The following is a 21967-nucleotide window of genomic DNA, read 5'->3' as shown; positions in this document are numbered from 1 at the left end:
GTTTATGCAAGTGAAGCGTTTTTTCGCCGCCGATATGCGTCAGGCCATGAAACTGGTTCGTGATGAGCTGGGGGCTGATGCCGCCATTATTGGTAACCGCCGCATTGCTGGCGGTGTTGAGTTGACCGCTGCGCTGGACTACAAGTTGTCCGCGCTGGCGCCCCGTGTGCCGAATGTCGAACTCGAAGAAGAGCTGCGCAAGACCCAGTCGCGCATTGTGTCGGCCCAGGCCGAGTTGAGCATGCGCGCTGAGGGCGAGTCGGATGTCAGTCGGCAATTGTTTGCCGGTTTGCCCCTGACCGCCGCCGAGCCACTGATCGAGCCGACGTTCGACGAGCCGCCACGTCCCGCAGCCCCGGCCGCGCCGAGCATGGACCAACGCGCCTTCGACACCATGCGCTTTGAACTCAATGGCTTGCGCGAGTTGCTCGAAGTGCAGTTGGGTTCGTTGGCCTGGAATCAGTTGCAAGGCAGCAAACCGGCACAAGCCAATCTGTGGCGCCGTTTGCAGCGCATCGGCTTGTCCGGCCCGCTGGCCCGCGACTTGCTGGAGCAAGTGACCGAGATTGAAGAGCCGCGTCAGGCCTGGCGCATGCTGTTGGCCCATTTGGCCCGCATGATCGCCACCCCTGAAGTCGAACCGCTTGAAGACGGCGGCGTGATTGCCATGGTCGGCCCGGCAGGCATGGGCAAGACCACCACCCTGGCCAAGCTTGCGGCGCGTTATGTGCTCAAGTACGGCGCGCAAAACATTGCGCTGGTGAGCATGGACAGTTACCGGATTGGCGCGCAGGAGCAGCTCAAAACCCTGGGCCGCATCCTCAATGTGCCCGTCACGCACGTGGCGCCCGGCCAGTCGCTGGGGCAAACCCTGGAGCCGCTGGTGCGCAAGCGTGTGGTGCTGGTGGACACGGCGGGCCTGCAAGCCAGTGACCCGGCGTTGCGCCTGCAGCTCGAAAGCCTGGCGGGGCGCGGCATCAAGTCCAAAAACTATTTGGTATTGGCCACCACCAGCCAGAAACAAGTGCTGGCGGCGGCGTACCACAGTTATAAACGTTGCGGGCTGGCCGGTTGCATCCTGACCAAACTGGATGAGACGGCGAGCCTTGGTGAAGTGTTGAGTCTGGCCATCAGCCACGAGCTGCCAGTGGCCTATCTCACGGACGGTCCGCGTATCCCGGACGATCTCCATCTGCCGCGTCGTCACCAGTTGGTGAGCCGTGCGGTGAGTGTGCAAATGCAGGAAGAACCCAGCGAAGAGGCCATGGCCGACATGTTCGCTGATATCTACCACAGCCCTTCCAAACGGGTCGGCTGAGGCAGTGATGATTACGTTGGAATGTACCTACATTGATGGTCTGCACATCCTGTTCCCGTTGAGGAACCCGCAGCCAGCCTCTGTAGCCGCGTCTAAGTAAGACAAGGTAAAGAAAGATCATGGGCAGCATGCATCCCGTACAGGTGATCGCAGTGACCGGCGGCAAGGGTGGCGTCGGTAAAACTAACGTTTCAGTCAACTTGTCGCTGGCTCTTGCCGAGCTGGGCAGACGAGTGATGTTACTGGACGCTGACCTGGGGTTGGCGAACGTCGACGTACTGCTGGGGCTGACCCCCAAATACACCCTGGCCGATGTGGTCGAGGGCCGTTGCGAGCTGCGCGATGTGCTGCTGCCTGGCCCCGGCGGGATTCGCATCGTGCCCGCGGCGTCGGGCACCCAAAGCATGGTTCACCTGAGCCCGGCCCAGCATGCGGGGCTGATTCAGGCCTTCAGCGAGATCGGTGACAACCTGGACGTGCTGGTGATCGACACCGCCGCCGGGATTGGCGAATCGGTGGTCAGCTTTGTGCGCGCCGCGCAGGAAGTGCTGCTGGTGGTGTGCGACGAACCGACCTCGATCACCGATGCGTATGCGTTGATCAAGTTGCTGAACCGCGATTACGGCATGAACCGCTTCCGGGTGTTGGCCAACATGGCCCAGAGCCCGCAGGAAGGGCGCAACCTGTTCGCCAAGCTGACCAAAGTCACCGACCGCTTTCTAGACGTCGCCCTGCAATACGTAGGCGCCGTGCCGTACGACGAATGTGTGCGCAAGGCAGTGCAAAAGCAGCGCGCTGTGTACGAAGCGTTCCCGCGCTCCAAATGCTCGCTGGCGTTCAAGGCCATTGCACAGAAAGTTGACACCTGGCCATTGCCTGCCAATCCCCGTGGGCACCTGGAGTTCTTTGTTGAGCGTCTGGTGCAGCAAACCAATGTAGGTACGTCTCCATGACAGCAAGCGGCTATCGCATGTACAGCAAGTCATCGCGCGACAGCCAGTACGAGCTGATCGAACGCTACGCCCCTTTGGTCAAACGCATTGCGTACCACCTGCTGGCGCGTCTGCCGGCCAGTGTGCAGGTTGAAGACTTGATTCAGGCCGGGATGATCGGCCTGCTCGAAGTGTCGACCAAATACGACGCCAGCAAAGGTGCAAGTTTCGAAACTTACGCGGGTATTCGTATCCGTGGCGCGATGCTTGATGAAGTGCGAAAGGGCGACTGGGCTCCACGCTCGGTCCACCGCAATACGCGCATGGTCAGCGATGCAATTCGGGCAATTGAAGCAAAAACAGGCTGTGACGCTAAAGATCACGAAGTTGCGGCCGAACTCAATTTAAGCCTTGATGATTATTACGCCATTTTGAATGACACCCTGGGCAGCCGCCTGTTCAGCTTCGACGACCTGTTGCAGGACGGCGAGCATGAAGGGCTGCACGAGGACGGCGCCAGTGCTCACCTTGAGCCGTCGCGCGACCTGGAAGACGAACGTTTCCAGGGCGCGTTGGCCGAGGCCATCGCCAACTTGCCGGAACGCGAGCGGCTGGTGCTGGCGCTGTACTACGACGAAGAACTCAACCTCAAGGAAATCGGTGAGGTGCTGGGCGTGAGCGAGTCGCGTGTCAGCCAGTTGCACAGCCAGTGTGCCGCGCGTTTGCGCGGGCGCCTGGCGGAATGGCGAGCGCGCTGAGACGCCGCCGTCCACACGATTTACCCCCTGTAGCCGCTGCCGCAGGCTGCGATAAGGCCGCAAGACCTTCTGTCACAGACGGTCGCTGCATCCGCGTCGCAGTCGGCGGTGGCGGCTACAGGGTTAAGGTTTACTGAATTGATTGAATGGCGCGCCCAGGTGCTGGACGCGTTTTAAGACTGCTTGGAGGTCGAATTGGACAAGAATATGAAAATCCTCATCGTTGATGATTTTTCGACGATGCGGCGGATCATTAAAAACCTGCTGCGTGACCTGGGGTTCACCAACACCGTTGAGGCCGATGATGGCACCACGGCGATACCGATCCTCAATCAAGGTCATATCGACTTTCTGGTGACTGACTGGAACATGCCGGGCATGACCGGCATCGATCTGCTGCGCCACGTGCGCGCGGATGAAAAACTCAAGCACATGCCCGTGCTGATGGTGACGGCCGAAGCCAAGCGCGAGCAAATCATCGAAGCGGCGCAAGCCGGTGTTAACGGCTATGTCGTCAAGCCGTTCACTGCGCTGGCACTCAAAGAGAAGATCGAAAAAATCTTCGAACGCATCGGTTGATCGACTCGCCACGGGGGCGTTATGGAGCATAAAGAGGCTAGCCAGGGCGATTTTGAATCGACCTTGAAAAAACATGCTCGCGAGTTGGTCGACAGCCTTGAAAAAGGCCAGTTTGGCGACGCCGTGCAGCTGATTCACGAATTGAACCAGACCCGCGACCGGGGCCTGTACCGCGAAGTCGGCAAGCTGACGCGCGAGCTGCACAGTGCAATCGTCAACTTCCACATTGACCCGCACATGCCGCAAGCCGAAGAAGTGTCGCAGATCACGGATGCCACGGAACGGTTGTCGTATGTTGTGCGCTTAACGGAAGCGGCGGCCAACCGCACCATGGACCTGGTGGAGAACAGCACGCCCGTGGTCAATGGCCTGGGCGCTGAAGCCAAAACCTTGAGCGCAGAGTGGGGACGCTTCATGCGTCGCGAGCTCAGTGCCGAGGAGTTTCGGGATCTGGCGCGTCGGGTTGACGGTTTTCTGACGCGTAGCGAAGAAGAAAGCCACGTGGTCGCCGCCAACCTGAATGACATTTTGCTGGCTCAGGATTACCAGGACCTCACCGGTCAGGTGATCAAGCGGGTCACGCAGCTGGTGACTGAAGTTGAAAGCAATCTGCTCAAACTGGTGTTGATGGCCAGTCAGGTTGACCGTTTCGCAGGGATCGAGCATGACCGCGAAGCACTGCGGGCAGAAAATAATCCGCAAAAAAACCTGGCGCAGGGTGAAGGTCCGCAGATTCATGCCGATAAGCGTGATGACGTCGTGTCCGGTCAGGACGATGTAGACGATTTGCTTTCAAGTCTTGGATTCTAAGGAGCACGTACATGAGCTTCGGCGCCGATGAAGAAATCCTTCAGGATTTCCTGGTTGAAGCCGGCGAAATTCTAGAGCAGTTGTCCGAACAACTGGTCGAGCTGGAAAGCCGACCGGATGATGCCGACCTGCTCAATGCAATTTTTCGCGGTTTTCACACTGTAAAAGGGGGCGCCGGCTTCCTCCAGCTCAACGAGCTGGTGGAGTGCTGTCACATCGCCGAGAACGTGTTCGACATCTTGCGCAAGGGTGAGCGACACGTCGATTCGGAGCTGATGGACGTGATCCTGGAAGCGCTGGACGCGGTCAACGGCATGTTCAGTGAAGTGCGCGAGCGCGCACCGATCACCGCCGCGACGCCGGAGTTGCTGGCTGCCCTGGCGCGCCTGGCCGAGCCCGCAGCGGCACCCGCCGCCCCGGAGCCCGTGGCCGTGGCGCCTGCGCCAGAACCGGTGGCCGCAGACAGCGGTGACATCACCGATAACGAATTCGAGCTGTTGCTGGACTCGCTCAATGCAGTCAAAGCGCAAGCGGCGGCGGGCGGGGCGGCGACGCCTGTGGCCACGCCTGAGCAGGCGGCGGCATCCGCCCCGGGCAGCGACGAAATTTCTGACGCCGAGTTTGAGTCCCTGCTGGACCAATTGCACGGCAAAGGCCAGTTTGCGCCGGACGCCGTGGCTGCGACGCCCGCCGCTCAACCGGCGGAACCGGCCGCGCCCGCCAGCAACGAAATCACCGACGACGAATTCGAAGCCTTGCTCGATCAGTTGCACGGTAAAGGGTCGTTCAGTGCCGATGCACTGGATGCCTCTGCCCCTGCGGCACCAGCGGCCCCTGCGGCTGTCGCGCCGGCTGATGCGGCACCGGCCAACCCGGACCACATCTCCGACCACGAATTTGAATCGTTGCTCGACGAGTTGCACGGTAAGGGCAAGTTCACGGAAGTCCCTGCCCAGCCGGCTGCGGCCAAGCCCGCGCCTGCAGCGGCGGCGGCCGTGGCAAGCAAGCCTGAACCGGCAGCGCGCCCGGTCGCTCCGGCCCGCGCTGCAGCGGCCCACCCGGACAAACCGGCGGCTTCGGAAGCAGAAACCACGGTGCGGGTCGACACGGCGCGCCTGGACGACATCATGAACATGGTCGGCGAGCTGGTGCTGGTGCGTAACCGTCTGGTGCGCCTGGGCCTCAACAGCAATGACGAAGCCATGTCCAAGGCGGTGTCCAACCTCGACGTGGTGACCGCCGACCTGCAAACCGCGGTGATGAAGACCCGGATGCAGCCGATCAAGAAAGTGTTCGGCCGTTTCCCGCGACTGGTTCGCGATCTGGCGCGTCAGCTCAAGAAAGAAATCACCCTTGAGCTGGTGGGCGAAGAAACCGACCTGGACAAGAACCTGGTCGAGGCCCTGGCCGACCCGCTGGTCCACTTGGTGCGCAACGCGGTCGACCACGGTTGTGAAACCCCGGAAGAACGCGAAGCGGCAGGCAAGTCCCGTTGCGGCAAGGTGATCCTCTCGGCCGAACAGGAAGGCGACCACATCCTGCTGTCCATCTCCGATGACGGCAAAGGCATGGACGCCAATATTCTGCGCGGCATTGCCGTGAAGAAAGGCCTGATGGACAAGGACGCCGCCGATCGCCTGAGCGAGTCCGACTGTTACAACCTGATTTTTGCGCCGGGCTTCTCGACCAAAACCGAGATTTCCGACGTGTCGGGCCGTGGCGTGGGCATGGACGTGGTGAAAACCAAAATCGCCCAGCTCAACGGCTCGCTGAACATCTATTCGACCCTGGGCCAGGGCTCGAAGATTGTGATCAAGGTGCCGCTGACCCTGGCGATCATGCCGACCCTGATGGTGATGCTGGGCAATCAGGCGTTCGCCTTCCCGCTGGTCAACGTGAACGAGATTTTCCACCTCGACCTGTCGCGCACCAATGTGGTGGACGGCCAGGAAGTGGTGATCGTACGCGACAAGGCGCTGCCGTTGTTCTACCTCAAGCGCTGGCTGGTGGCTTCGGCTGCCCACGAAGAGCAGCGTGAAGGGCATGTGGTGATTCTGTCGGTGGGCACGCAGCGCATCGGTTTCGTGGTCGATCAGTTGGTCGGTCAGGAAGAAGTGGTCATCAAACCGTTGGGCAAAATGCTCCAGGGCACGCCGGGCATGTCGGGCGCCACCATTACCGGTGATGGCCGTATTGCCTTGATTCTGGATGTGCCGAGCATGCTCAAACGCTACGCCGCACGGCGTATTTGATTCTGGTGGAGCGGGGCGGTTGCGTCCCGCGCCGCCTAACGGAGTGTTTATGGTAGTCAAGGTCCTGGTGGTGGATGATTCTGGTTTTTTCCGCCGCCGTGTCTCGGAGATTCTGTCCGCTGACCCGACGATTCAAGTGATCGGCACCGCCACCAATGGCAAAGAGGCGATTGATCAGGCGCTGGCGCTCAAGCCGGACGTGATCACCATGGACTACGAGATGCCGATGATGGACGGCATTACCGCCGTGCGTCACATCATGCAAAAGTGTCCGACCCCGGTGTTGATGTTCTCTTCCCTGACCCACGAAGGTGCCCGCGTCACGCTGGATGCACTGGACGCCGGGGCCGTGGATTTCCTGCCGAAAAACTTCGAAGACATTTCGCGCAACCCCGATAAGGTCAAGCAACTGCTGTGCGAGAAAGTGCACACCATCTCGCGCAGTAACCGCCGTTTTTCCAGTTACAGCGCACCCCAGCCGCACACCCCGACGCCCGCGCCACGCCCGTCGGTCAGCGGTTTTGCGCCAGCGGGCACGCCTGCCACCCCGGCACCGACCCGCACCACGCCGATTGCCAGCCGCAGTGCGCCCGCCCCGGCGGCCACCGCGAACTCGCCAGCGCCCAAGCGCAAAGCCTACAAACTGGTGGCGATTGGAACCTCCACGGGTGGGCCGGTGGCCTTGCAGCGGGTATTGACCCAGTTGCCAGCCAATTTCCCGGCGCCCATCGTGCTGGTGCAGCACATGCCTGCGGCGTTCACCAAGGCGTTTGCCGAGCGGTTGGACAAGCTGTGCCGCATCAGTGTGAAAGAAGCCGAAGACGGCGACATCCTGCGTCCGGGCCTGGCGCTGCTGGCGCCGGGGGGCAAGCAAATGATGATCGACGGGCGTGGCGCGGTACGTATCCTGCCGGGCGATGAGCGTCTGAACTACAAACCGTGTGTGGACATCACCTTCGGTTCAGCGGCCAAGTCCTACGGCGACAAAGTGCTGGCGGTGGTGTTGACCGGCATGGGCGCCGATGGCCGCGAAGGCGCGCGCCTGCTCAAGCAGGGCGGCAGCAACGTCTGGGCGCAGGACGAGGCCAGTTGTGTGATCTACGGCATGCCCATGGCCATCGTCAAAGCCAACCTGGCGGACGCGGTGTACAGCCTGGATGACATCGGCAAGCACTTGGTCGAGGCGTGTCACTGATGGATGTACTGAGCCTGATCGGCATCATCATGGCCTTCGTGGCCATCATCGGCGGTAATTACCTCGAAGGCGGTCACCTGGGCGCGCTGGCCAATGGCCCGGCGGCCCTTATCGTGCTGGGTGGCACCATCGGCGCCGCGTTGTTGCAGTCGCCATTGAGCGCGTTCAAGCGCGCCATGCACACCGTGGTGTGGATCTTCTTTCCGCCGCGCATTGACCTGGCGGGCGGCGTGGATCGCGTCGTCAACTGGAGCCTCACCGCGCGCAAGGAAGGCCTGCTGGGCCTGGAAGGCGTGGCAGATGCCGAACCCGACGATTATTCGCGCAAAGGCTTGCAGTTGCTGGTGGACGGCGCCGAGCCCGAAGCGATCCGCAGCATTCTGGAAGTCGATTTCATGACCCAGGAAAGCCGCGATATCGAAGCCGCGAAAGTGTTCGAAAGCATGGGCGGCTATGCGCCGACCATCGGCATCATCGGTGCGGTGATGGGCTTGATCCACGTGATGGGCAACCTGGCCGACCCGAGCCAGTTGGGCAGCGGCATCGCGGTGGCCTTTGTCGCCACCATCTATGGCGTGGCCAGTGCCAACCTGATTCTGTTGCCCATTGCCAGCAAGCTGAAGTCGATTGCCATGCGCCAGTCGCGTTACCGCGAAATGTTGCTCGAAGGCATCCTGTCGATCGCCGAAGGTGAGAACCCGCGTTCCATTGAGTTGAAGCTTCAGGGCTTCATGGACTAATGGAGAGTTTGCGCTATGTCCCGTCGCCGTCGGCAGCCTGAAGAACACGTCAATCACGAGCGCTGGCTGGTGTCCTACGCGGACTTCATCACCTTGTTGTTCGCGTTTTTTGTGGTCATGTACTCGATCTCATCGATCAACGAAGGCAAGTACAAAATCATCTCCCAGGCGCTGGTGGGGGTGTTTAACGACGCCGAACGCACGCTCAAGCCCATCCCCATTGGTGAAGAGCGGCCGTTGACCATCCAGCCGGCCAAGCCCCTGGTCAAAGACAGCGACCAGACGGACGCCGGGCTGGGGCAGATCACCCGCGATCCGCTGAAAACCATCGCCGACGACATCACCCAGGCGTTTGGCGACCTGATTGCGTCCAACCAGTTGACCGTGCGCGGCAATGAGCTGTGGGTCGAGATCGAACTCAACTCCAGCCTGCTGTTTGGCAGCGGCGATGCGATGCCCAGCGACGTGGCGTTCAGCATCATCGACAAGGTGGCGGCGATCCTCAAACCGTTCGATAACCCGATTCACGTCGAAGGCTTCACCGACGACTTGCCGATCCGTACGGCGCAGTACCCCACCAACTGGGAACTGTCGTCGGCCCGTTCGTCGAGCATCGTGCGCATGCTGGCCATGCAAGGGGTCAACCCGGCCCGCATGGCGTCGGTGGGCTATGGCGAGTTTCAGCCGGTGGCCAATAACGCCACCCCCGAAGGCCGTGCGCTGAACCGGCGGGTGGTGCTGGTGGTCTCGCGCAACCTGGATGTGCGCCGTAGCCTGACCGGCACCGGAACCGCGCATGCAACGCCCGATGCGGCCTTGAAGCGGGCTGGCACACAAACTGCACCGCCGGTATCAACGCCGCCGGTTCGCGGGAATGCCGTCAATTCTCCGTCGCCGGCCCTTTAACTGAATGCCAATTCTCGGCCAGGGCGTTTCGCCGCCGGGAGGAACACGCTAATGAGAGTCTGGGCAGTAGCCAATCAAAAAGGTGGCGTCGGTAAGACCACCACATCCATTGCACTGGCCGGTTTGCTGGCCGAGGCGGGCAAGCGCGTGGTGGTGGTCGATCTGGACCCCCACGGCTCGATGACCAGCTACTTCGGTTATGACCCCGATGCCCTTGAGCACAGCAACTACGACCTGTTCCTGCACAAGGGGCAGGTGCCTGAAGGCTTGCCGGGGCAACTGTTGCTGCCCACCAGCAATGACCATATTTCCCTGCTGCCGTCGAGCACGGCGCTGGCCACGCTGGAGCGTCAGTCGCCCGGCCAGAGCGGCCTCGGTCTGGTGATCGCCCGCGCGCTGGCGCAGCTGTGGCAAGACTACGATTACGCGATCATCGACAGCCCGCCGTTGTTGGGCGTGTTGATGGTCAATGCGCTGGCGGCCAGCCAGCAGTTGGTGATCCCGGTGCAGACCGAGCATTTGGCGGTCAAGGGCCTGGAGCGCATGGTCAACACGCTGGCGATGATTAACCGCTCGCGCAAGCAAGAGCTGCCGTTCAGCATCGTCCCGACCTTGTTCGACCGCCGCACCCAGGCGTCCATGAGCACGTTGCGGGTGTTGCGCGATTTGTACCCCGACACCATCTGGCAAGGCTACATCCCTGTGGACACGCGCTTGCGCGATGCCAGCCGGGCGGGCCTTGCGCCGTCGCAATTCGATCCCAAGAGCCGGGGCGTGGTGGCCTATCGCGCCTTGCTCAAGCACGTGCTCAGCCGCCAGCTGTCGCCGCAGGTGGCCTGAGGTGCGCATGCATTCAAGTAACAAAGTAATACGGCCGATAACCTTCAAAGGCCACGCGAGCGAGTACGGGATGTGGGTCACGTTATGAAGCAACCTGTAATGATTCCTACGCGTCCGCAATTGGCGTTGCAGTCGTACCTCGACGGTTTGTTGCAAGAGGCCACGCAAGAGCTGTTGTGGGTCGAGCCCGAGCCAGAGCCGATCGCGCCGTTGCCCGTGGCCGAACCGGTTGAACTCGATGACTTTGCCGCCGCCGTGCTCGAAGAGCAGGTGCGCGATGCGGTGGTGGTGCCTGCGGTGGTGGTGCCGTTGCGTGCGCCGGACGTCGTGCCCGCCGAGGCGGTGAGTGTGGCCGACACGCCCGACGCCGTAGCCCAGCCGTTGGTGCAGGTGCACCTGCCCGCTACGCCGGGCGGTCAGGCGCCGGTGTACAGCGACGGGCGCCCGGCCTGGGCCGCCGAGCCCTTCGAGTGCCTGTTGTTCGATGTGGCCGGGCTGACCCTGGCCGTGCCGCTGGTGTGCCTGGGTTCGATTTATTCGCTGGCCGGGCGTGAGTTGACGCCATTGTTTGGCCAGCCGGACTGGTTTCTCGGCATTCTGCCGAGCCAGAGTGGCAACCTCAAAGTGCTCGATACGGCGCGCTGGGTGATGCCCGACCGCTACCGCGACGATTTCCGCGAAGGCTTGCAGTACGTGATATCGGTTCAGGGCTACGAATGGGGGCTGGCGGTGCATCAGGTCAGCCGTTCGTTGCGCCTGGACCCCAATGAAATCAAATGGCGCACGCAGCGTGGCCAGCGGCCATGGCTGGCGGGCACCGTGATCGAACACATGTGCGCGCTGCTGGATGTGGCCGAACTGGCCGAGCTGATCGCCAGTGGTGCGGTCAAGCACATGAGCAAGGCGGCGTCCGTGCCACAGACGTAACACAACATAACGACCGGGCCCATGGCGCGGTCAGACAGCACACTCGCCGCTTAAGCGGTATTTAGTCAGGGGTTTGGGGTATGAATCAGTCAAGTGCAAAGGCGTCGTCCGAAGATCCGATCCTGCAATGGGTTACCTTCAAGCTGGACAACGAGTCCTACGGCATCAACGTGATGCAGGTGCAGGAAGTGTTGCGCTACACCGAAATCGCACCTGTGCCGGGTGCGCCTTCCTACGTGTTGGGCATCATCAACCTGCGCGGCAACGTGGTGACGGTCATCGACACCCGCCAGCGTTTCGGCCTGATGAACGCCGACATCACGGACAACACGCGCATTGTCATCATTGAAGCCGACAAGCAAGTGGTCGGGATTCTGGTCGACAGCGTGGCGGAAGTGGTTTACCTGCGCCAGTCTGAAATCGAAACGGCGCCGAACGTTGGCAACGAAGAGTCCGCCAAGTTTATCCAGGGCGTGTGCAACAAAAACAACGAACTGTTGATTTTGGTTGAGCTGGACAAAATGATGAGCGAAGAAGAATGGTCGGACCTGGAGAACATCTGATTGATGCTTGAGGTGGCGGTAATAGTCCTGGGCCTGTTGTGGGGGCTGACGGTGTGGATGTTCGTGTCCTACGTTCGCAGCCAGCGCCTGATCGCGGCGCAACAGGCTGCGGGGGATGCGCTGCGCGATCAGCGCATCAAGGAGCTGGGGCGGCGGCTGGACACCTACCAGAATGGCAGCGTGCAAATGGGTGAAGACTTGCATGAATTGCGCGCAGTGGTGGCACCGTTGCCCGAGAAGCTGACCCAGCTGGAACAGCGCGACCCGACCAGCCTGTCGTTTTCCCAGGCGGCGCGCCTGGTGGGCATGGGCGCCAGCATCGACGAACTGACCGAGTCCTGCGGCCTGACCCAGGCCGAAGCCGAGTTGATGAGCAAAATGCACAAAGGCTAATAAGCACCCGTGTGGCTTGACCCTGGCCGGGGCAGGCCCTCAGGGGGTGTTGTTGTCAGGCAGCCCCGCCAGTGCGCGCGCCTTCAGCGTGTCCAGGTGTGCACCGGGTTGTTCAAGAATGGCGTGGAACCACGCCGTAAAGGCGTGCGGCTGGTGGGTCAGTTGCGCGGCCAGCACTGAGGTATCGATCCATTTCCAGTCCTGCGCTTCAGCGGGGTCGGGGTGCGGTGGGCTGTCAAAGCGACCCACATACAGGTGGTCGAATTCATGCTCGATCAAGTCGTTGGAGACCTGTGCCCGGTAGGTCAACGTACCGGCTGCGTACAACGAACAGGTAAACCCCATCTCTTCCTGCAAGCGACGTCGCGCTGCACTCAGGGTTGACTCGCCGGGCCGCGGATGACCGCAGCAGGTGTTGGTCCATAAACCGCCGGAGTGGTATTTGCCGCTGGCCCGTTGTTGCAGCATCAGTTCGCCCCTGGCGTTGAACACAAAGATAGAAAAAGCACGGTGCAACAGCCCCTCTCGATGCACGGGCATTTTCAGGCCGGTGCCGATCGCGCGGTCCTGCGCATCCACCAGAATCAAGGTTTCCTCAGGGGATGACGGCATGTTCATGGCTGGCGTCCTGTGGGCTTACCTGGGGGTCACATCCCGCTCTTGCGGTTGCGGATTAGGGTCGAAGTCTGCCGGGAATTTGCCTTTGAGTTGCCAGGCAAAAGCGATGATTTCGGCCAGCGTGCGGTACAGCTCTTGCGGGATGCTGTCCCCCAGCTCCATGCGCGCCAGCAGTTTCACCAGTTCGGCATTCTCGTAAATCGGGACGTCATACTCGCGGGCGAGGGTGAGGATGGCTTCGGCCAGTTCGTCGTCGCCCTTGGCAGTGAGGGTCGGGGCCTGTTTGCCGTCGTATTTGAGGGCAATGGCCTGACGCGGCGGGTTGGGTGTGCTCATGCGGTTTCGTCCACCCAGCGTTGTTCCAGCGGCTTGTGGTTGCCCTGGGGCGGTGTGCCCTGATGGCAGTCGAGGTCGGTCACGCTCAGGCCGGCGTCGTTCAGGCGCTGGCGCAAGAGGCCGAGCTGACTGTCGATCAGGTCGGCGGTGAAGGCGTGTTGCGCCCAGAGCTGCCCTGACAGGGTGCCGCGCAACAGTTGCGCCTGCACGTGCAGCGGCCCGAGCGGAGCCAGGTCGAAGGCGAGTTCCACGCGCCACAGCGGGTCTTTGACTTCACGGGTCTCGCGCTTTTCTTCGGGTGCCTGTTCAGGCGGGTCTTCGCGTTGGAATTTCACTTGCAACGGCACGATGTCGTGGGCGTTGCGCAGGGGGATTTCCAGCTGCCAGGTGGTCAGCACGCCGCCGTCGGGCGTGCGACCGCTTTGTTCCAGGCTGGACAGCTGATGGCTTTGCAGGCGGGAAATGGCCGCCGCGGCCAGTTTTAACAGGCTTTCGAGGTTGTCTTCGCCCTCTGCGCTTTGCAGGGTGCGGCCGGGCAGCGGGAAGCCGCCCGGTTGGGGCTTGGCGCTGACCTGACCGAGCATGCCCAGGGCGTTGCGCACGAACGTGGGCATGGCTTGCGCCTGAGCGCTGGCGGCCACGCCGGGGTTGAAAGCGCTACTGGCCGCCACGCCCGGCGTGATCTGGGCAATCAGGCGCAGCAACGTGGCTTTGAGGTCGGGGGCCAGGTGCTGTGCTTGGCCACCCAATAGCTTGGCCTCCAGAAACGCACCGCTGTTGAGCAGGGCATCGCTCACGCCTTTGGGGGTGCTCAACTGCGCGGGGGTGGGCAGGCCCGCCAGCAGTTTGTCGATGGACGCTCGCAGGTCGGCCGGCAACGTGGCGTCCGGCGGCAGCGCTCGCAAGGCGTTCAGCAGTCCTTCGAGCGAGCCCTGCGCGCGTTGTTGTGTGACCAGTTGTTGCGCAATCGCCAGTTGATCCTGTCGCCCGCTCAAGGGGACGAACTGCAGGCTTTGCTCACCTTGTACCTGCGCTGTAAGCAGACTACCGATGCGCAAGGGCTGCGGGCTGTCCAGTGCCAGGGTGGTGCCGCTCAGCGCGGTGTTGAGCAGGGTCACCAGGGAGCGGTAGAGCGCCGGTTGGCCCGTGGGTTGCGGCACGAGCTGGGTGGTCAGCACTTTGCCTTGCAGCAAGGTGCCGACGGGCAGTTGCCCGGTGTCGAGGCGGGTGAGGGTGGCGACACTGCTGCTCAGTGCCTGCTGCACGCTGATGGCCAGGCTGCCGGAGGTCGGTTGGGTGACGGCCAGTTGCGTGCCTTGCGGCAATGGGAACGGGCTGTTGGCTTGCACGTGGGTTTGGCGCCCGCCCGCCAGCGTCAGTTTGAGCAGCAGTTGAAACGCGAGGTCGTCCTGCTTGAGCGACAGCACTTCGGCCTTGGCGCTCTGACCGGGGCCAATCAAGCCATCGAGGGGTTGCAACAATTTCAGCAGCTCGCCGCCGACCACGCCTGCGCGTGCACCGTTTGTGACGGCGGGTGGGAGCGGAGGAATATTCATGTCGCCTTTCATCGTTACAACCTGTCGAAATTGCCCTCTTTAGAGTAGGACATGGCATGTATAATGCCGCCCCGTCGTTCAGAGGGCAGCAAAACTTCAAAATTGTTTGACCCAGCTCTCTGAAACAGGCCGCAAATGCATTTATCCTGCATCACTTTAACGGCCGCGCCTGAGCCGACTTGAACCGTGAAGGCCTCAATTACGTGACCAGCCCTCTTCTAGAAGCCGTAGCGCTCGCCTGTGAGCGTGACTGGCGGATGTTGTTCGAAGACCTCGAATTGCGTCTGGCCAGCGGTGACATGTTGCAAATCAGCGGCCCCAACGGCAGCGGCAAAACCAGCCTGCTGCGTTTGTTGGCCGGATTGATGCAACCGACGGCGGGTGAAATTCGCCTCAATGGCCAGCCCTTGAGCGGCCAGCGCACCGAGCTGGCCAGCAACCTGCTGTGGATCGGGCATGCCGCCGGGATCAAAGACCTGCTGACGGCCGAAGAGAACCTCAGCTGGCTGTGTGCCTTGCATCGCCCGGCCTCGCGCGAGGCCATCTGGGCCGCGCTGGCTGCCGTGGGCCTCAAAGGCTTCGAGGACGTGCCGTGCCACACGTTGTCGGCCGGTCAACAACGCCGCGTCGCCCTGGCGCGCCTGCACCTCGACAGCCCGCCGCTGTGGATCCTCGACGAACCCTTTACCGCGCTCGACAAGCAAGGCGTCGCCCAGCTTGAAGAGCACCTGGCCCGACATTGTGAGCAGGGCGGCATGGTGGTGCTGACCACGCACCACACCCTGACCCGCCTGCCTGCCGGGTATCGCGACATTGATTTGGGGCGTTGGGCCGTATGAGTGTGTTTGCCGTGCTGGTGGCGCGTGAAGCGCGTTTGTTATTCCGTCGTCCGGCCGAGCTGGCCAACCCGCTGGTGTTCTTCGCCATCGTGATTGCGATGTTCCCGTTGGCGGTCGGCCCCGAGACTCAATTGTTGCAAACCTTGTCTCCGGGGCTGCTCTGGGTGGCGGCCCTTTTAGCGGTCCTGCTCTCGCTGGACGGGCTTTTCCGCAGTGATTTCGAAGACGGATCGCTGGAACAGTGGGTCCTTTCGTCGCACCCCCTTGCTCTACTGGTGTTGGCCAAAGTACTGGCACACTGGGCGTTTTCCGGGCTGGCGCTGGTGATCCTGTCACCCGTGCTGGCCTTGATGCTGGGGTTGCCGGTGGCGTGTCTGCCGGTATTGCTGATGTCGTTGTTGCTTGGCACGCCGGTACTGAGTTTGCTCGGTGCCGTCGGCGCTGCACTGACGGTGGGTCTCAAGCGCGGCGGCCTGTTGCTCGCCTTGTTGATCCTGCCCCTCTATATCCCGGTGCTGATTCTGGGCAGTGGCGCCTTGCAGGCGGCACTCCAGGGGATGCCCGCGACCGGTTACTTGCTGTGGCTGGGCAGCCTGACGGCCCTGGCAGTAACCCTGACACCGTTTGCGATAGCGGCCGGCCTGAAAATCAGCGTCGGCGAATAATGAGGTCTGGCCATTAATTGGCCAGTAAAGACCCTGGCTGGCATGGCACTCAACCTGTCGTGACCGGCACCGTGATGGAAACAGCGTGATGAACTGGACTTGGTTTCACAAACTCGGCTCGCCCAAATGGTTTTATGCCATCAGCGGCCGCCTGCTGCCCTGGTTGAGCATCGCCGCCGTGCTGCTGATCTTGGGCGGGGTTGTCTGGGGGCTGGCCTTCGCGCCACCGGACTACCAGCAAGGCAACAGCTTTCGCATCATCTACATCCACGTGCCCGCCGCGATGCTGGCCCAGTCCTGCTACGTGATGCTGGCGGTCTGCGGCGTGGTGGGGCTGGTGTGGAAGATGAAGATTGCCGACGTCGCGTTGCAGGCCGCCGCCCCGGTGGGGGCGTGGATGACCGCGGTGGCGCTGGTGACCGGCGCCGTCTGGGGCAAGCCGACGTGGGGCTCGTGGTGGGTGTGGGATGCACGCCTGACCTCGATGCTGATCCTGCTGTTTCTGTATTTCGGCCTGATTGCCCTGGGCAATGCCATCACCAATCGCGACAGCGCGGCCAAGGCCTGCGCCGTGCTGGCAATTGTCGGTGTGATCAATATCCCGATCATCAAATACTCGGTGGAGTGGTGGAACACCCTGCATCAGGGCGCGACCTTCACCCTGACCGAAAAACCGGCGATGCCCGTGGAAATGTGGCTGCCACTGCTGCTGACAGTGGTGGGGTTTTATTGCTTCTTTGGCGCCGTGGTCCTGCTGCGCATGCGCCTGGAGGTGCTCAAGCGCGAAGCCCGCACCCGTTGGGCCAAGGATGAAGTGTTGAAAGCGCTGGAGGGTTCACGATGAGTTTTGCTTCTGTTGGCGACTTCATCGCCATGGGCCATCACGGTGTGTATGTCTGGACGTCCTATGGCATTTGCCTGGCGGTACTGGTGTTGAACGTGGCGTTGCCGATCCTGGCGCGTCGGCGTTATTTGCAACAAGAGGCGCGTCGTTTGCGCCGGGAGAACGCGAAGTGAATCCGCTGCGTAAAAAACGTTTGATCATCATTCTGGCGATTCTGGTCGGTGTCGGCGCTGCGGTGGCCCTGGCCTTGAGCGCCTTGCAGCAGAACATCAACCTGTTCTACACCCCGACCCAGATTGCCAACGGCGAAGCCCCGCTGGACACGCGCATTCGCGCAGGCGGCATGGTGCAGGACGGCTCGCTGAAACGCTCCGGCGACTCGCTGGACGTCGAATTCGTGGTCACCGATTTCAATAAGTCGGTGACCATTCAATACCGCGGCATCCTGCCGGACCTGTTCCGCGAAGGGCAGGGCATCGTGGCGCTGGGCAAGCTCAATGCCCAGGGTGTGGTGGTGGCCGATGAAGTACTGGCCAAACACGATGAAAAATACATGCCGCCTGAAGTGACCAAGGCGTTGAACGAAAGCGGTCAATCCGCGCCTGCAGCGGCCAACGAGGTTAAGTGATGACGTTCGGACTGTTTATTCCGGAATTGGGCCAGTTGGCCATGATTCTGGCGCTGTGCATTGCCATCGTGCAGGCCATCGTGCCGTTGCTCGGGGCATGGCGGGGCGACAAATTGTGGATGAGCCTGGCGCAGCCGGCGGCCTGGGGTCAGTTCGCCTTTTTGCTGTTTGCCTTTGGCTGCCTGACCTGGTCGTTCATGGCCGATGATTTCTCGGTCGCTTACGTGGCCAGCAACTCCAACAGCGCGCTGCCGTGGTACTACAAGTTCAGCGCGGTGTGGGGTGCCCACGAGGGTTCGTTGCTGTTGTGGGCAATGATTCTCGGTGGCTGGACCTTCGCCGTGTCGATCTTCTCGCGCCAGTTGCCGCAGGTGATGCTGGCGCGGGTGCTGTCGATCATGGGCATGATCAGCGTCGGCTTTTTGCTGTTCCTGATCCTGACTTCCAACCCGTTCACCCGCCTGCTGCCGCAAATGCCGGCCAACGGCAATGACCTCAACCCGCTGTTGCAAGACATCGGCCTGATCGTGCACCCGCCGATGCTGTACATGGGCTACGTGGGCTTTTCGGTGGCCTTCGCCTTCGCCATTGCGGCGTTGCTGGGCGGGCGGCTTGATGCGGCCTGGGCGCGCTGGTCGCGGCCGTGGACCATTGTGGCGTGGGCATTCCTGGGCATCGGCATCACGCTGGGTTCGTGGTGGGCTTATTACGAGCTTGGCTGGGGCGGCTGGTGGTTCTGGGACCCGGTGGAAAACGCGTCCTTCATGCCTTGGCTGGTGGGCACGGCGCTGATTCACTCGTTGGCCGTGACCGAAAAACGCGGCGTGTTCAAAAGCTGGACCGTGTTGCTGGCCATTGCGGCTTTCTCGTTGAGCCTGCTGGGCACCTTCCTGGTGCGTTCGGGCGTGCTGACCTCGGTTCACGCGTTCGCCTCGGACCCTGAGCGTGGCGTGTTCATCCTGATTTTCCTGCTGTTCGTGGTGGGTGGCTCGCTGACGCTGTTTGCCTTGCGGGCGCCAGTGGTCAAGAGCCAGGTGGGCTTTAACCTGTGGTCGCGTGAAACGCTGCTGCTGGGCAATAACCTGATTCTGGTGGTGGCTGCGTCGATGATTCTGTTGGGCACCTTGTACCCGATGGTGCTCGATGCCCTGACCGGCGCCAAGATGTCCGTGGGCCCGCCGTATTTTGATGCGCTGTTCATCCCGTTGATGGCTGTGTTGATGGTGGTGATGGCGGTGGGCGTGCTGGTGCGCTGGAAAGACACGCCGGTCAAGTGGCTGCTGGGCATGCTGACCCCGGTGTTGCTGGGCAGCGCCGCGTTGTCGGCGATTGCCGGTGTGGCCTATGGCGATTTCAACTGGGCCGTCATGACCACCTTTATGTTGGCCTCGTGGGTGCTGTTGGCCGGGGTGCGCGACATTGGCGACAAAACCCGTCACAAAGGGCTGTTCAAAGGCCTGCGCAGCCTGACCCGCAGCTACTGGGGCATGCAGATTGCGCACCTGGGCATCGCCGTGTGCGCGCTCGGCGTGGTGTTGTCGAGCCAGAACAGTGCCGAGCGTGACCTGCGCCTGGCGCCGGGCGAGTCCATGGAACTGGGCGGCTATCACTTCATTTTTGAAGGTGCCCAGCATTATCAGGGCCCCAACTTCACGTCGGACAAAGGCACCGTGCGCGTGGTGCGCAACGGTAAGGAAATCAGCGTATTGCACCCGGAAAAACGCCTGTACACCGTGCAGTCGTCGATGATGACCGAGGCCGGTATCGACGCCGGGTTTACGCGCGATCTGTACGTGGCGCTGGGCGAGCCGCTGGGTGATGGCGCCTGGGCCGTGCGGGTGCACGTCAAACCGTTTGTGCGCTGGATCTGGCTGGGCGGCTTGCTCACCGGGTTTGGCGGGTTGCTGGCGGCGCTGGACCGTCGTTATCGGGTCAAGGTGAAAAGCCGCGTGCGTGAAGCGCTGGGCATGACAGGAGCCACCGCATGAGACGCTGGTTGATGCTGATTCCGCTGGCCATCTTTTTGGCCATGGCGGGCTTTCTGTACAAAGGGCTGTACCTGGACCCCACCGAGCTGCCGTCGGCCATGATCGGCAAGCCGTTCCCGGCGTTCAGCCTGCCCTCGGTTGACGGTGGCACCACCCTGACCGAGGCCGACCTCAAGGGCAAGCCGGCGCTGGTCAACGTGTGGGCCACGTGGTGCATTTCGTGCCGCGTCGAGCACCCGGTGCTGACCAAACTGGCCGCGCAGGGCGTGGTGATCCATGGGGTCAACTACAAGGACGTCAACGCCGATGCGCAAAAGTGGCTCAAGGAATTCCACAACCCGTATCAACTGGACATTAACGACGAAGCCGGTTCGCTGGGCCTGAACCTGGGCGTGTACGGCGCGCCGGAAACTTTCCTGATCGACAGCCAGGGCATCATTCGGCACAAGTTCGTCGGCGTGATCGACGAAACTGTGTGGCGCGAACAACTGGCGGGCAAATACCAGGCGCTGGTCGACGAGGCCCAACCATGAAGCGCTGGTTAACCGCCCTGGTGTTTGGCCTGACCCTGACCGGCGTGGCCCAGGCGGCCATCGACACCTACGAGTTCAAGAACGACGCCGAGCGTGACCGTTTTCGTGAACTGACCAAAGAGCTGCGTTGCCCCAAGTGCCAGAATCAGGACATTGCCGATTCCAACGCACCGATTGCCACCGACCTGCGGCGCGAGATTTTCCGCATGCTGGGCGAGGGCAAGGACAACCAGCAAATCATCGACTTCATGGTCGACCGATACGGCGAATTCGTGCGTTACAAACCGGCGCTGACCGGCAAGACCGCGATCCTGTGGTTCGGGCCGCTGGTCTTGCTGGTGGGCGGGTTTGTGGTCATCGGCGTGATCGTGGGCCGCCGTCGCACGCAGCGCGCCACCCGCACGGACACCCTTTCTGCCGAGGAGCGTCAGCGCCTCGACACTTTGCTGGATAAAACCAAAGATGATTGATTTCTGGCTTGCAGCCGGTTTGCTGCTACTGATCGCCCTCAGCTTTATCTTGATCCCTGTGCTGCGCGCCCGGCGCGCTCAGCGTGAAGAAGACCGCACGGCGCTCAACGTCGCGCTGTACCAGGAGCGTGTGGCCGAGTTGCAGGCGCAGCGCGATGAAGGCGTGTTGACCGATGCGCAACTGGAGGCCGGACGCGCCGAAGCGGCGCGTGAACTGCTGGCCGACACTGAAGGCGCGGCGCCAGCGCGGGTTTCGAGCCTGGGCAAAGTGGTGCCTCTGCTGGCTGCGTTCATGGTGCCGGTGCTGGGTGTGGCGCTGTACTTGCACTATGGCGCCAGCGACAAAGTCGAACTGACCCGCGAATTCGCCCAGCCGCCGCAATCCCTCGATGAGATGGTGGCCCGCCTGGAGCGCGCCGCCGTGGCTCAGCCCGAATCCGCCGAAGGCTTGTATTTCCTGGGTCGCGCCTACATGGCGCAAAACCGTCCGGCCGATGCGGCCAAGGTCTTCGAGCGCACGGTCGCGGTGGCCGGTCGTCAGCCCGAGCTGCTGGGGCAGTGGGCTCAGGCGCAGTACTTTGCCGACAACAAGCAGTGGAGTGACAAGACCCAGGCGTTGACCGACGAGGCGCTCAAGGCTGACCCCAAAGAGGTCACCAGCCTCGGCCTGCTGGGTATCGCGGCCTTCGAAGCCAAGCGCTATCAGGAGGCCATTGGCTACTGGCAGCGGCTGATGAACGAACTGCCTGAAGGCGATGCGTCCCGCGCCGCCCTCGAAGGCGGTATTCAGAAGGCCCGCGAGCAACTGCAGGCCAATGGCGAGCGCGTCGAAACAGCGCCGGTGGCCGCGACCGAGGCGTCGATCAAGGTCAGCGTGGACCTGGCTGACGCGGTAAAAGCCCGCGTGTTGCCCACCGACAGTGTGTTCATTTTCGCCCGCGCCGTGACCGGGCCGCCGGCGCCATTGGCCGTCAAGCGGGTGACGGTGGCCGACCTGCCGATCACCGTCGAGCTGGGTGACCGCGACGCGATGATGCCGCAATTGAAACTGTCGAACTTTCCTGAAGTCCAACTGGTTGCGCGCGTCTCTCGTGCTGGCCAACCGACAGCAGGCGAATGGGCCGGGCGCAGCCAACCGCTGTCCAGCCGCACCACTGCGCTGCAACAGCTGATCATCGACAGCCCGGACAAGTAGCCGGTCAACACCGCCCCTGCAGGCGCGCTGGCAGTGCCAGACAAGCGCGTCTGCAGGGGCAACTCACGATAAGAGAAACCCG

25 protein-coding genes are annotated in these 21967 nt (G+C 62.1%); 22 read left to right on the top strand and 3 right to left on the bottom strand.

Annotation, left to right across the window (positions count from 1 at the left end):
• Positions 1–4 precede the first annotated feature (4 nt).
• The 13 genes from flhF (at position 5) to BKD70_RS17840 (ending at position 12213) form a co-directional block, all read left to right on the top strand.
• A complete protein-coding gene (gene flhF / locus BKD70_RS17900) occupies positions 5–1318 on the top strand; it encodes a flagellar biosynthesis protein FlhF (protein WP_047275922.1) in 1314 nt (437 codons plus the stop codon).
• A gap of 119 nt (positions 1319–1437) precedes the next feature.
• Positions 1438–2271, top strand: coding sequence for a flagellar synthesis regulator FleN (gene fleN, locus BKD70_RS17895; RefSeq protein WP_047275920.1), 834 nt, complete (start codon positions 1438–1440; stop codon positions 2269–2271).
• Positions 2268–3008, top strand: coding sequence for an RNA polymerase sigma factor FliA (gene fliA, locus BKD70_RS17890; RefSeq protein WP_047275918.1), 741 nt, complete (start codon positions 2268–2270; stop codon positions 3006–3008). Before fleN ends, fliA begins: the two co-directional genes overlap by 4 nt.
• Before the next feature lie 207 nt (positions 3009–3215).
• A complete protein-coding gene (locus tag BKD70_RS17885) occupies positions 3216–3587 on the top strand; it encodes a chemotaxis response regulator CheY (RefSeq protein WP_162199707.1) in 372 nt (123 codons plus the stop codon).
• 21 nt (positions 3588–3608) lie between these two features.
• Positions 3609–4397 (top strand): protein phosphatase CheZ, encoded by a 789-nt coding sequence (locus BKD70_RS17880; protein ID WP_047275915.1) that lies wholly within the window; start codon positions 3609–3611, stop codon positions 4395–4397.
• An 11-nt stretch (positions 4398–4408) separates the two neighbouring features.
• Positions 4409–6649: a chemotaxis protein CheA gene (locus BKD70_RS17875; protein ID WP_047275913.1), complete on the top strand. Its 2241-nt coding sequence runs from the start codon at positions 4409–4411 to the stop codon at positions 6647–6649.
• Positions 6650–6698: 49 nt separating this feature from the next.
• Complete coding sequence (locus BKD70_RS17870) at positions 6699–7844, top strand: chemotaxis response regulator protein-glutamate methylesterase (protein WP_047275911.1); 1146 nt, start codon at positions 6699–6701, stop codon at positions 7842–7844.
• Positions 7844–8584, top strand: a complete 741-nt coding sequence (locus tag BKD70_RS17865; RefSeq protein WP_047275909.1) for a flagellar motor protein — start codon at positions 7844–7846, stop codon at positions 8582–8584. Before BKD70_RS17870 ends, BKD70_RS17865 begins: the two co-directional genes overlap by 1 nt.
• A 15-nt stretch (positions 8585–8599) precedes the next feature.
• Complete coding sequence (gene motD, locus BKD70_RS17860) at positions 8600–9490, top strand: flagellar motor protein MotD (protein WP_047275907.1); 891 nt, start codon at positions 8600–8602, stop codon at positions 9488–9490.
• Between the two features lie 51 nt (positions 9491–9541).
• Positions 9542–10330, top strand: a complete 789-nt coding sequence (locus BKD70_RS17855) for a ParA family protein (protein ID WP_047275905.1) — start codon at positions 9542–9544, stop codon at positions 10328–10330.
• An 84-nt stretch (positions 10331–10414) separates the two neighbouring features.
• Positions 10415–11257 carry a CheW domain-containing protein gene (locus BKD70_RS17850; RefSeq protein WP_047275903.1) on the top strand — a complete coding sequence of 281 codons (843 nt, stop codon included), beginning with the start codon at positions 10415–10417 and terminating at the stop codon, positions 11255–11257.
• Between the two features lie 80 nt (positions 11258–11337).
• Positions 11338–11820 (top strand): chemotaxis protein CheW, encoded by a 483-nt coding sequence (locus tag BKD70_RS17845; protein ID WP_047275901.1) that lies wholly within the window; start codon positions 11338–11340, stop codon positions 11818–11820.
• On the top strand, positions 11821–12213 hold the full coding sequence (locus BKD70_RS17840) for a DUF2802 domain-containing protein (RefSeq protein ID WP_047275900.1): 393 nt from the start codon (positions 11821–11823) through the stop codon (positions 12211–12213).
• A gap of 39 nt (positions 12214–12252) precedes the next feature.
• On the opposite strand, the gene idi is transcribed toward BKD70_RS17840, so the two are convergent.
• Genes idi through BKD70_RS17825 form a run of 3 tightly spaced genes read right to left on the bottom strand, consistent with a single transcriptional unit; the run spans position 12253 to position 14735 of the window.
• Positions 12253–12831, bottom strand: a complete 579-nt coding sequence (gene idi, locus BKD70_RS17835) for an isopentenyl-diphosphate Delta-isomerase (protein WP_047275898.1) — start codon at positions 12829–12831, stop codon at positions 12253–12255.
• Between the two features lie 18 nt (positions 12832–12849).
• Positions 12850–13167: an EscU/YscU/HrcU family type III secretion system export apparatus switch protein gene (locus BKD70_RS17830; RefSeq protein WP_047275897.1), complete on the bottom strand. Its 318-nt coding sequence runs from the start codon at positions 13165–13167 to the stop codon at positions 12850–12852.
• On the bottom strand, positions 13164–14735 hold the full coding sequence (locus BKD70_RS17825) for a flagellar hook-length control protein FliK (protein ID WP_047275895.1): 1572 nt from the start codon (positions 14733–14735) through the stop codon (positions 13164–13166). The genes BKD70_RS17830 and BKD70_RS17825 overlap by 4 nt, the downstream gene beginning before the upstream one ends.
• Positions 14736–14926: 191 nt before the next feature.
• On the opposite strand from BKD70_RS17825, the gene ccmA reads away from it, so the two are divergent.
• The 9 genes from ccmA to ccmI all read left to right on the top strand — a co-directional run bounded on the left by ccmA (position 14927) and on the right by ccmI (position 21885).
• Positions 14927–15562: a cytochrome c biogenesis heme-transporting ATPase CcmA gene (ccmA, locus tag BKD70_RS17820; protein WP_047276198.1), complete on the top strand. Its 636-nt coding sequence runs from the start codon at positions 14927–14929 to the stop codon at positions 15560–15562.
• The gene (gene ccmB / locus BKD70_RS17815; RefSeq protein WP_047275893.1) at positions 15559–16227 is read left to right on the top strand and encodes a heme exporter protein CcmB; all 669 of its coding nucleotides are present in this window, start codon (positions 15559–15561) and stop codon (positions 16225–16227) included. The genes ccmA and ccmB overlap by 4 nt, the downstream gene beginning before the upstream one ends.
• Before the next feature lie 85 nt (positions 16228–16312).
• Positions 16313–17071, top strand: coding sequence for a heme ABC transporter permease (locus BKD70_RS17810; protein WP_169859523.1), 759 nt, complete (start codon positions 16313–16315; stop codon positions 17069–17071).
• Positions 17068–17244, top strand: a complete 177-nt coding sequence (ccmD, locus tag BKD70_RS17805; RefSeq protein ID WP_047275889.1) for a heme exporter protein CcmD — start codon at positions 17068–17070, stop codon at positions 17242–17244. Before BKD70_RS17810 ends, ccmD begins: the two co-directional genes overlap by 4 nt.
• On the top strand, positions 17241–17699 hold the full coding sequence (gene ccmE / locus BKD70_RS17800) for a cytochrome c maturation protein CcmE (protein WP_047275887.1): 459 nt from the start codon (positions 17241–17243) through the stop codon (positions 17697–17699). The genes ccmD and ccmE overlap by 4 nt, the downstream gene beginning before the upstream one ends.
• Positions 17699–19687, top strand: coding sequence for a heme lyase CcmF/NrfE family subunit (locus tag BKD70_RS17795; RefSeq protein ID WP_047275885.1), 1989 nt, complete (start codon positions 17699–17701; stop codon positions 19685–19687). The genes ccmE and BKD70_RS17795 overlap by 1 nt, the downstream gene beginning before the upstream one ends.
• Entirely contained in the window at positions 19684–20220 is a 537-nt protein-coding gene (locus BKD70_RS17790; protein WP_047275883.1) for a DsbE family thiol:disulfide interchange protein, read from the top strand. Before BKD70_RS17795 ends, BKD70_RS17790 begins: the two co-directional genes overlap by 4 nt.
• Complete coding sequence (locus BKD70_RS17785) at positions 20217–20690, top strand: cytochrome c-type biogenesis protein (RefSeq protein ID WP_047275881.1); 474 nt, start codon at positions 20217–20219, stop codon at positions 20688–20690. Before BKD70_RS17790 ends, BKD70_RS17785 begins: the two co-directional genes overlap by 4 nt.
• Entirely contained in the window at positions 20683–21885 is a 1203-nt protein-coding gene (gene ccmI, locus BKD70_RS17780) for a c-type cytochrome biogenesis protein CcmI (protein ID WP_047275879.1), read from the top strand. Before BKD70_RS17785 ends, ccmI begins: the two co-directional genes overlap by 8 nt.
• Positions 21886–21967: the final 82 nt, after the last annotated feature.

It is taken from the genome of Pseudomonas sp. BS-2016 (genome assembly GCF_001806145.1).
Taxonomy (GTDB): Bacteria; Pseudomonadota; Gammaproteobacteria; order Pseudomonadales; family Pseudomonadaceae; genus Aquipseudomonas; species Aquipseudomonas lundensis.
The sequence above is the reverse complement of the archived record's forward strand: the minus strand, read 5'-3'. Positions and strand labels throughout refer to the sequence as shown.

Excerpts from the sequence above, each read along its gene's own strand:
- flhF (WP_047275922.1), top strand. The coding sequence starts at position 5 with ATGCAAGTGAAGCGTTTTTTCGCCGCCGATATGCGTCAGGCCATGAAA.
- fleN (WP_047275920.1), top strand. The coding sequence starts at position 1,438 with ATGGGCAGCATGCATCCCGTACAGGTGATCGCAGTGACCGGCGGCAAG.
- fliA (WP_047275918.1), top strand. The coding sequence starts at position 2,268 with ATGACAGCAAGCGGCTATCGCATGTACAGCAAGTCATCGCGCGACAGC.
- BKD70_RS17885 (WP_162199707.1), top strand. The coding sequence starts at position 3,216 with ATGAAAATCCTCATCGTTGATGATTTTTCGACGATGCGGCGGATCATT.
- BKD70_RS17880 (WP_047275915.1), top strand. The coding sequence starts at position 3,609 with ATGGAGCATAAAGAGGCTAGCCAGGGCGATTTTGAATCGACCTTGAAA.
- BKD70_RS17875 (WP_047275913.1), top strand. The coding sequence starts at position 4,409 with ATGAGCTTCGGCGCCGATGAAGAAATCCTTCAGGATTTCCTGGTTGAA.
- BKD70_RS17870 (WP_047275911.1), top strand. The coding sequence starts at position 6,699 with ATGGTAGTCAAGGTCCTGGTGGTGGATGATTCTGGTTTTTTCCGCCGC.
- BKD70_RS17865 (WP_047275909.1), top strand. The coding sequence starts at position 7,844 with ATGGATGTACTGAGCCTGATCGGCATCATCATGGCCTTCGTGGCCATC.
- motD (WP_047275907.1), top strand. The coding sequence starts at position 8,600 with ATGTCCCGTCGCCGTCGGCAGCCTGAAGAACACGTCAATCACGAGCGC.
- BKD70_RS17855 (WP_047275905.1), top strand. The coding sequence starts at position 9,542 with ATGAGAGTCTGGGCAGTAGCCAATCAAAAAGGTGGCGTCGGTAAGACC.
- BKD70_RS17850 (WP_047275903.1), top strand. The coding sequence starts at position 10,415 with ATGAAGCAACCTGTAATGATTCCTACGCGTCCGCAATTGGCGTTGCAG.
- BKD70_RS17845 (WP_047275901.1), top strand. The coding sequence starts at position 11,338 with ATGAATCAGTCAAGTGCAAAGGCGTCGTCCGAAGATCCGATCCTGCAA.
- idi (WP_047275898.1), bottom strand. The coding sequence starts at position 12,831 with ATGAACATGCCGTCATCCCCTGAGGAAACCTTGATTCTGGTGGATGCG.
- BKD70_RS17830 (WP_047275897.1), bottom strand. The coding sequence starts at position 13,167 with ATGAGCACACCCAACCCGCCGCGTCAGGCCATTGCCCTCAAATACGAC.
- BKD70_RS17825 (WP_047275895.1), bottom strand. The coding sequence starts at position 14,735 with ATGAAAGGCGACATGAATATTCCTCCGCTCCCACCCGCCGTCACAAAC.
- ccmB (WP_047275893.1), top strand. The coding sequence starts at position 15,559 with ATGAGTGTGTTTGCCGTGCTGGTGGCGCGTGAAGCGCGTTTGTTATTC.
- ccmD (WP_047275889.1), top strand. The coding sequence starts at position 17,068 with ATGAGTTTTGCTTCTGTTGGCGACTTCATCGCCATGGGCCATCACGGT.
- BKD70_RS17795 (WP_047275885.1), top strand. The coding sequence starts at position 17,699 with ATGACGTTCGGACTGTTTATTCCGGAATTGGGCCAGTTGGCCATGATT.
- BKD70_RS17790 (WP_047275883.1), top strand. The coding sequence starts at position 19,684 with ATGAGACGCTGGTTGATGCTGATTCCGCTGGCCATCTTTTTGGCCATG.
- BKD70_RS17785 (WP_047275881.1), top strand. The coding sequence starts at position 20,217 with ATGAAGCGCTGGTTAACCGCCCTGGTGTTTGGCCTGACCCTGACCGGC.
- ccmI (WP_047275879.1), top strand. The coding sequence starts at position 20,683 with ATGATTGATTTCTGGCTTGCAGCCGGTTTGCTGCTACTGATCGCCCTC.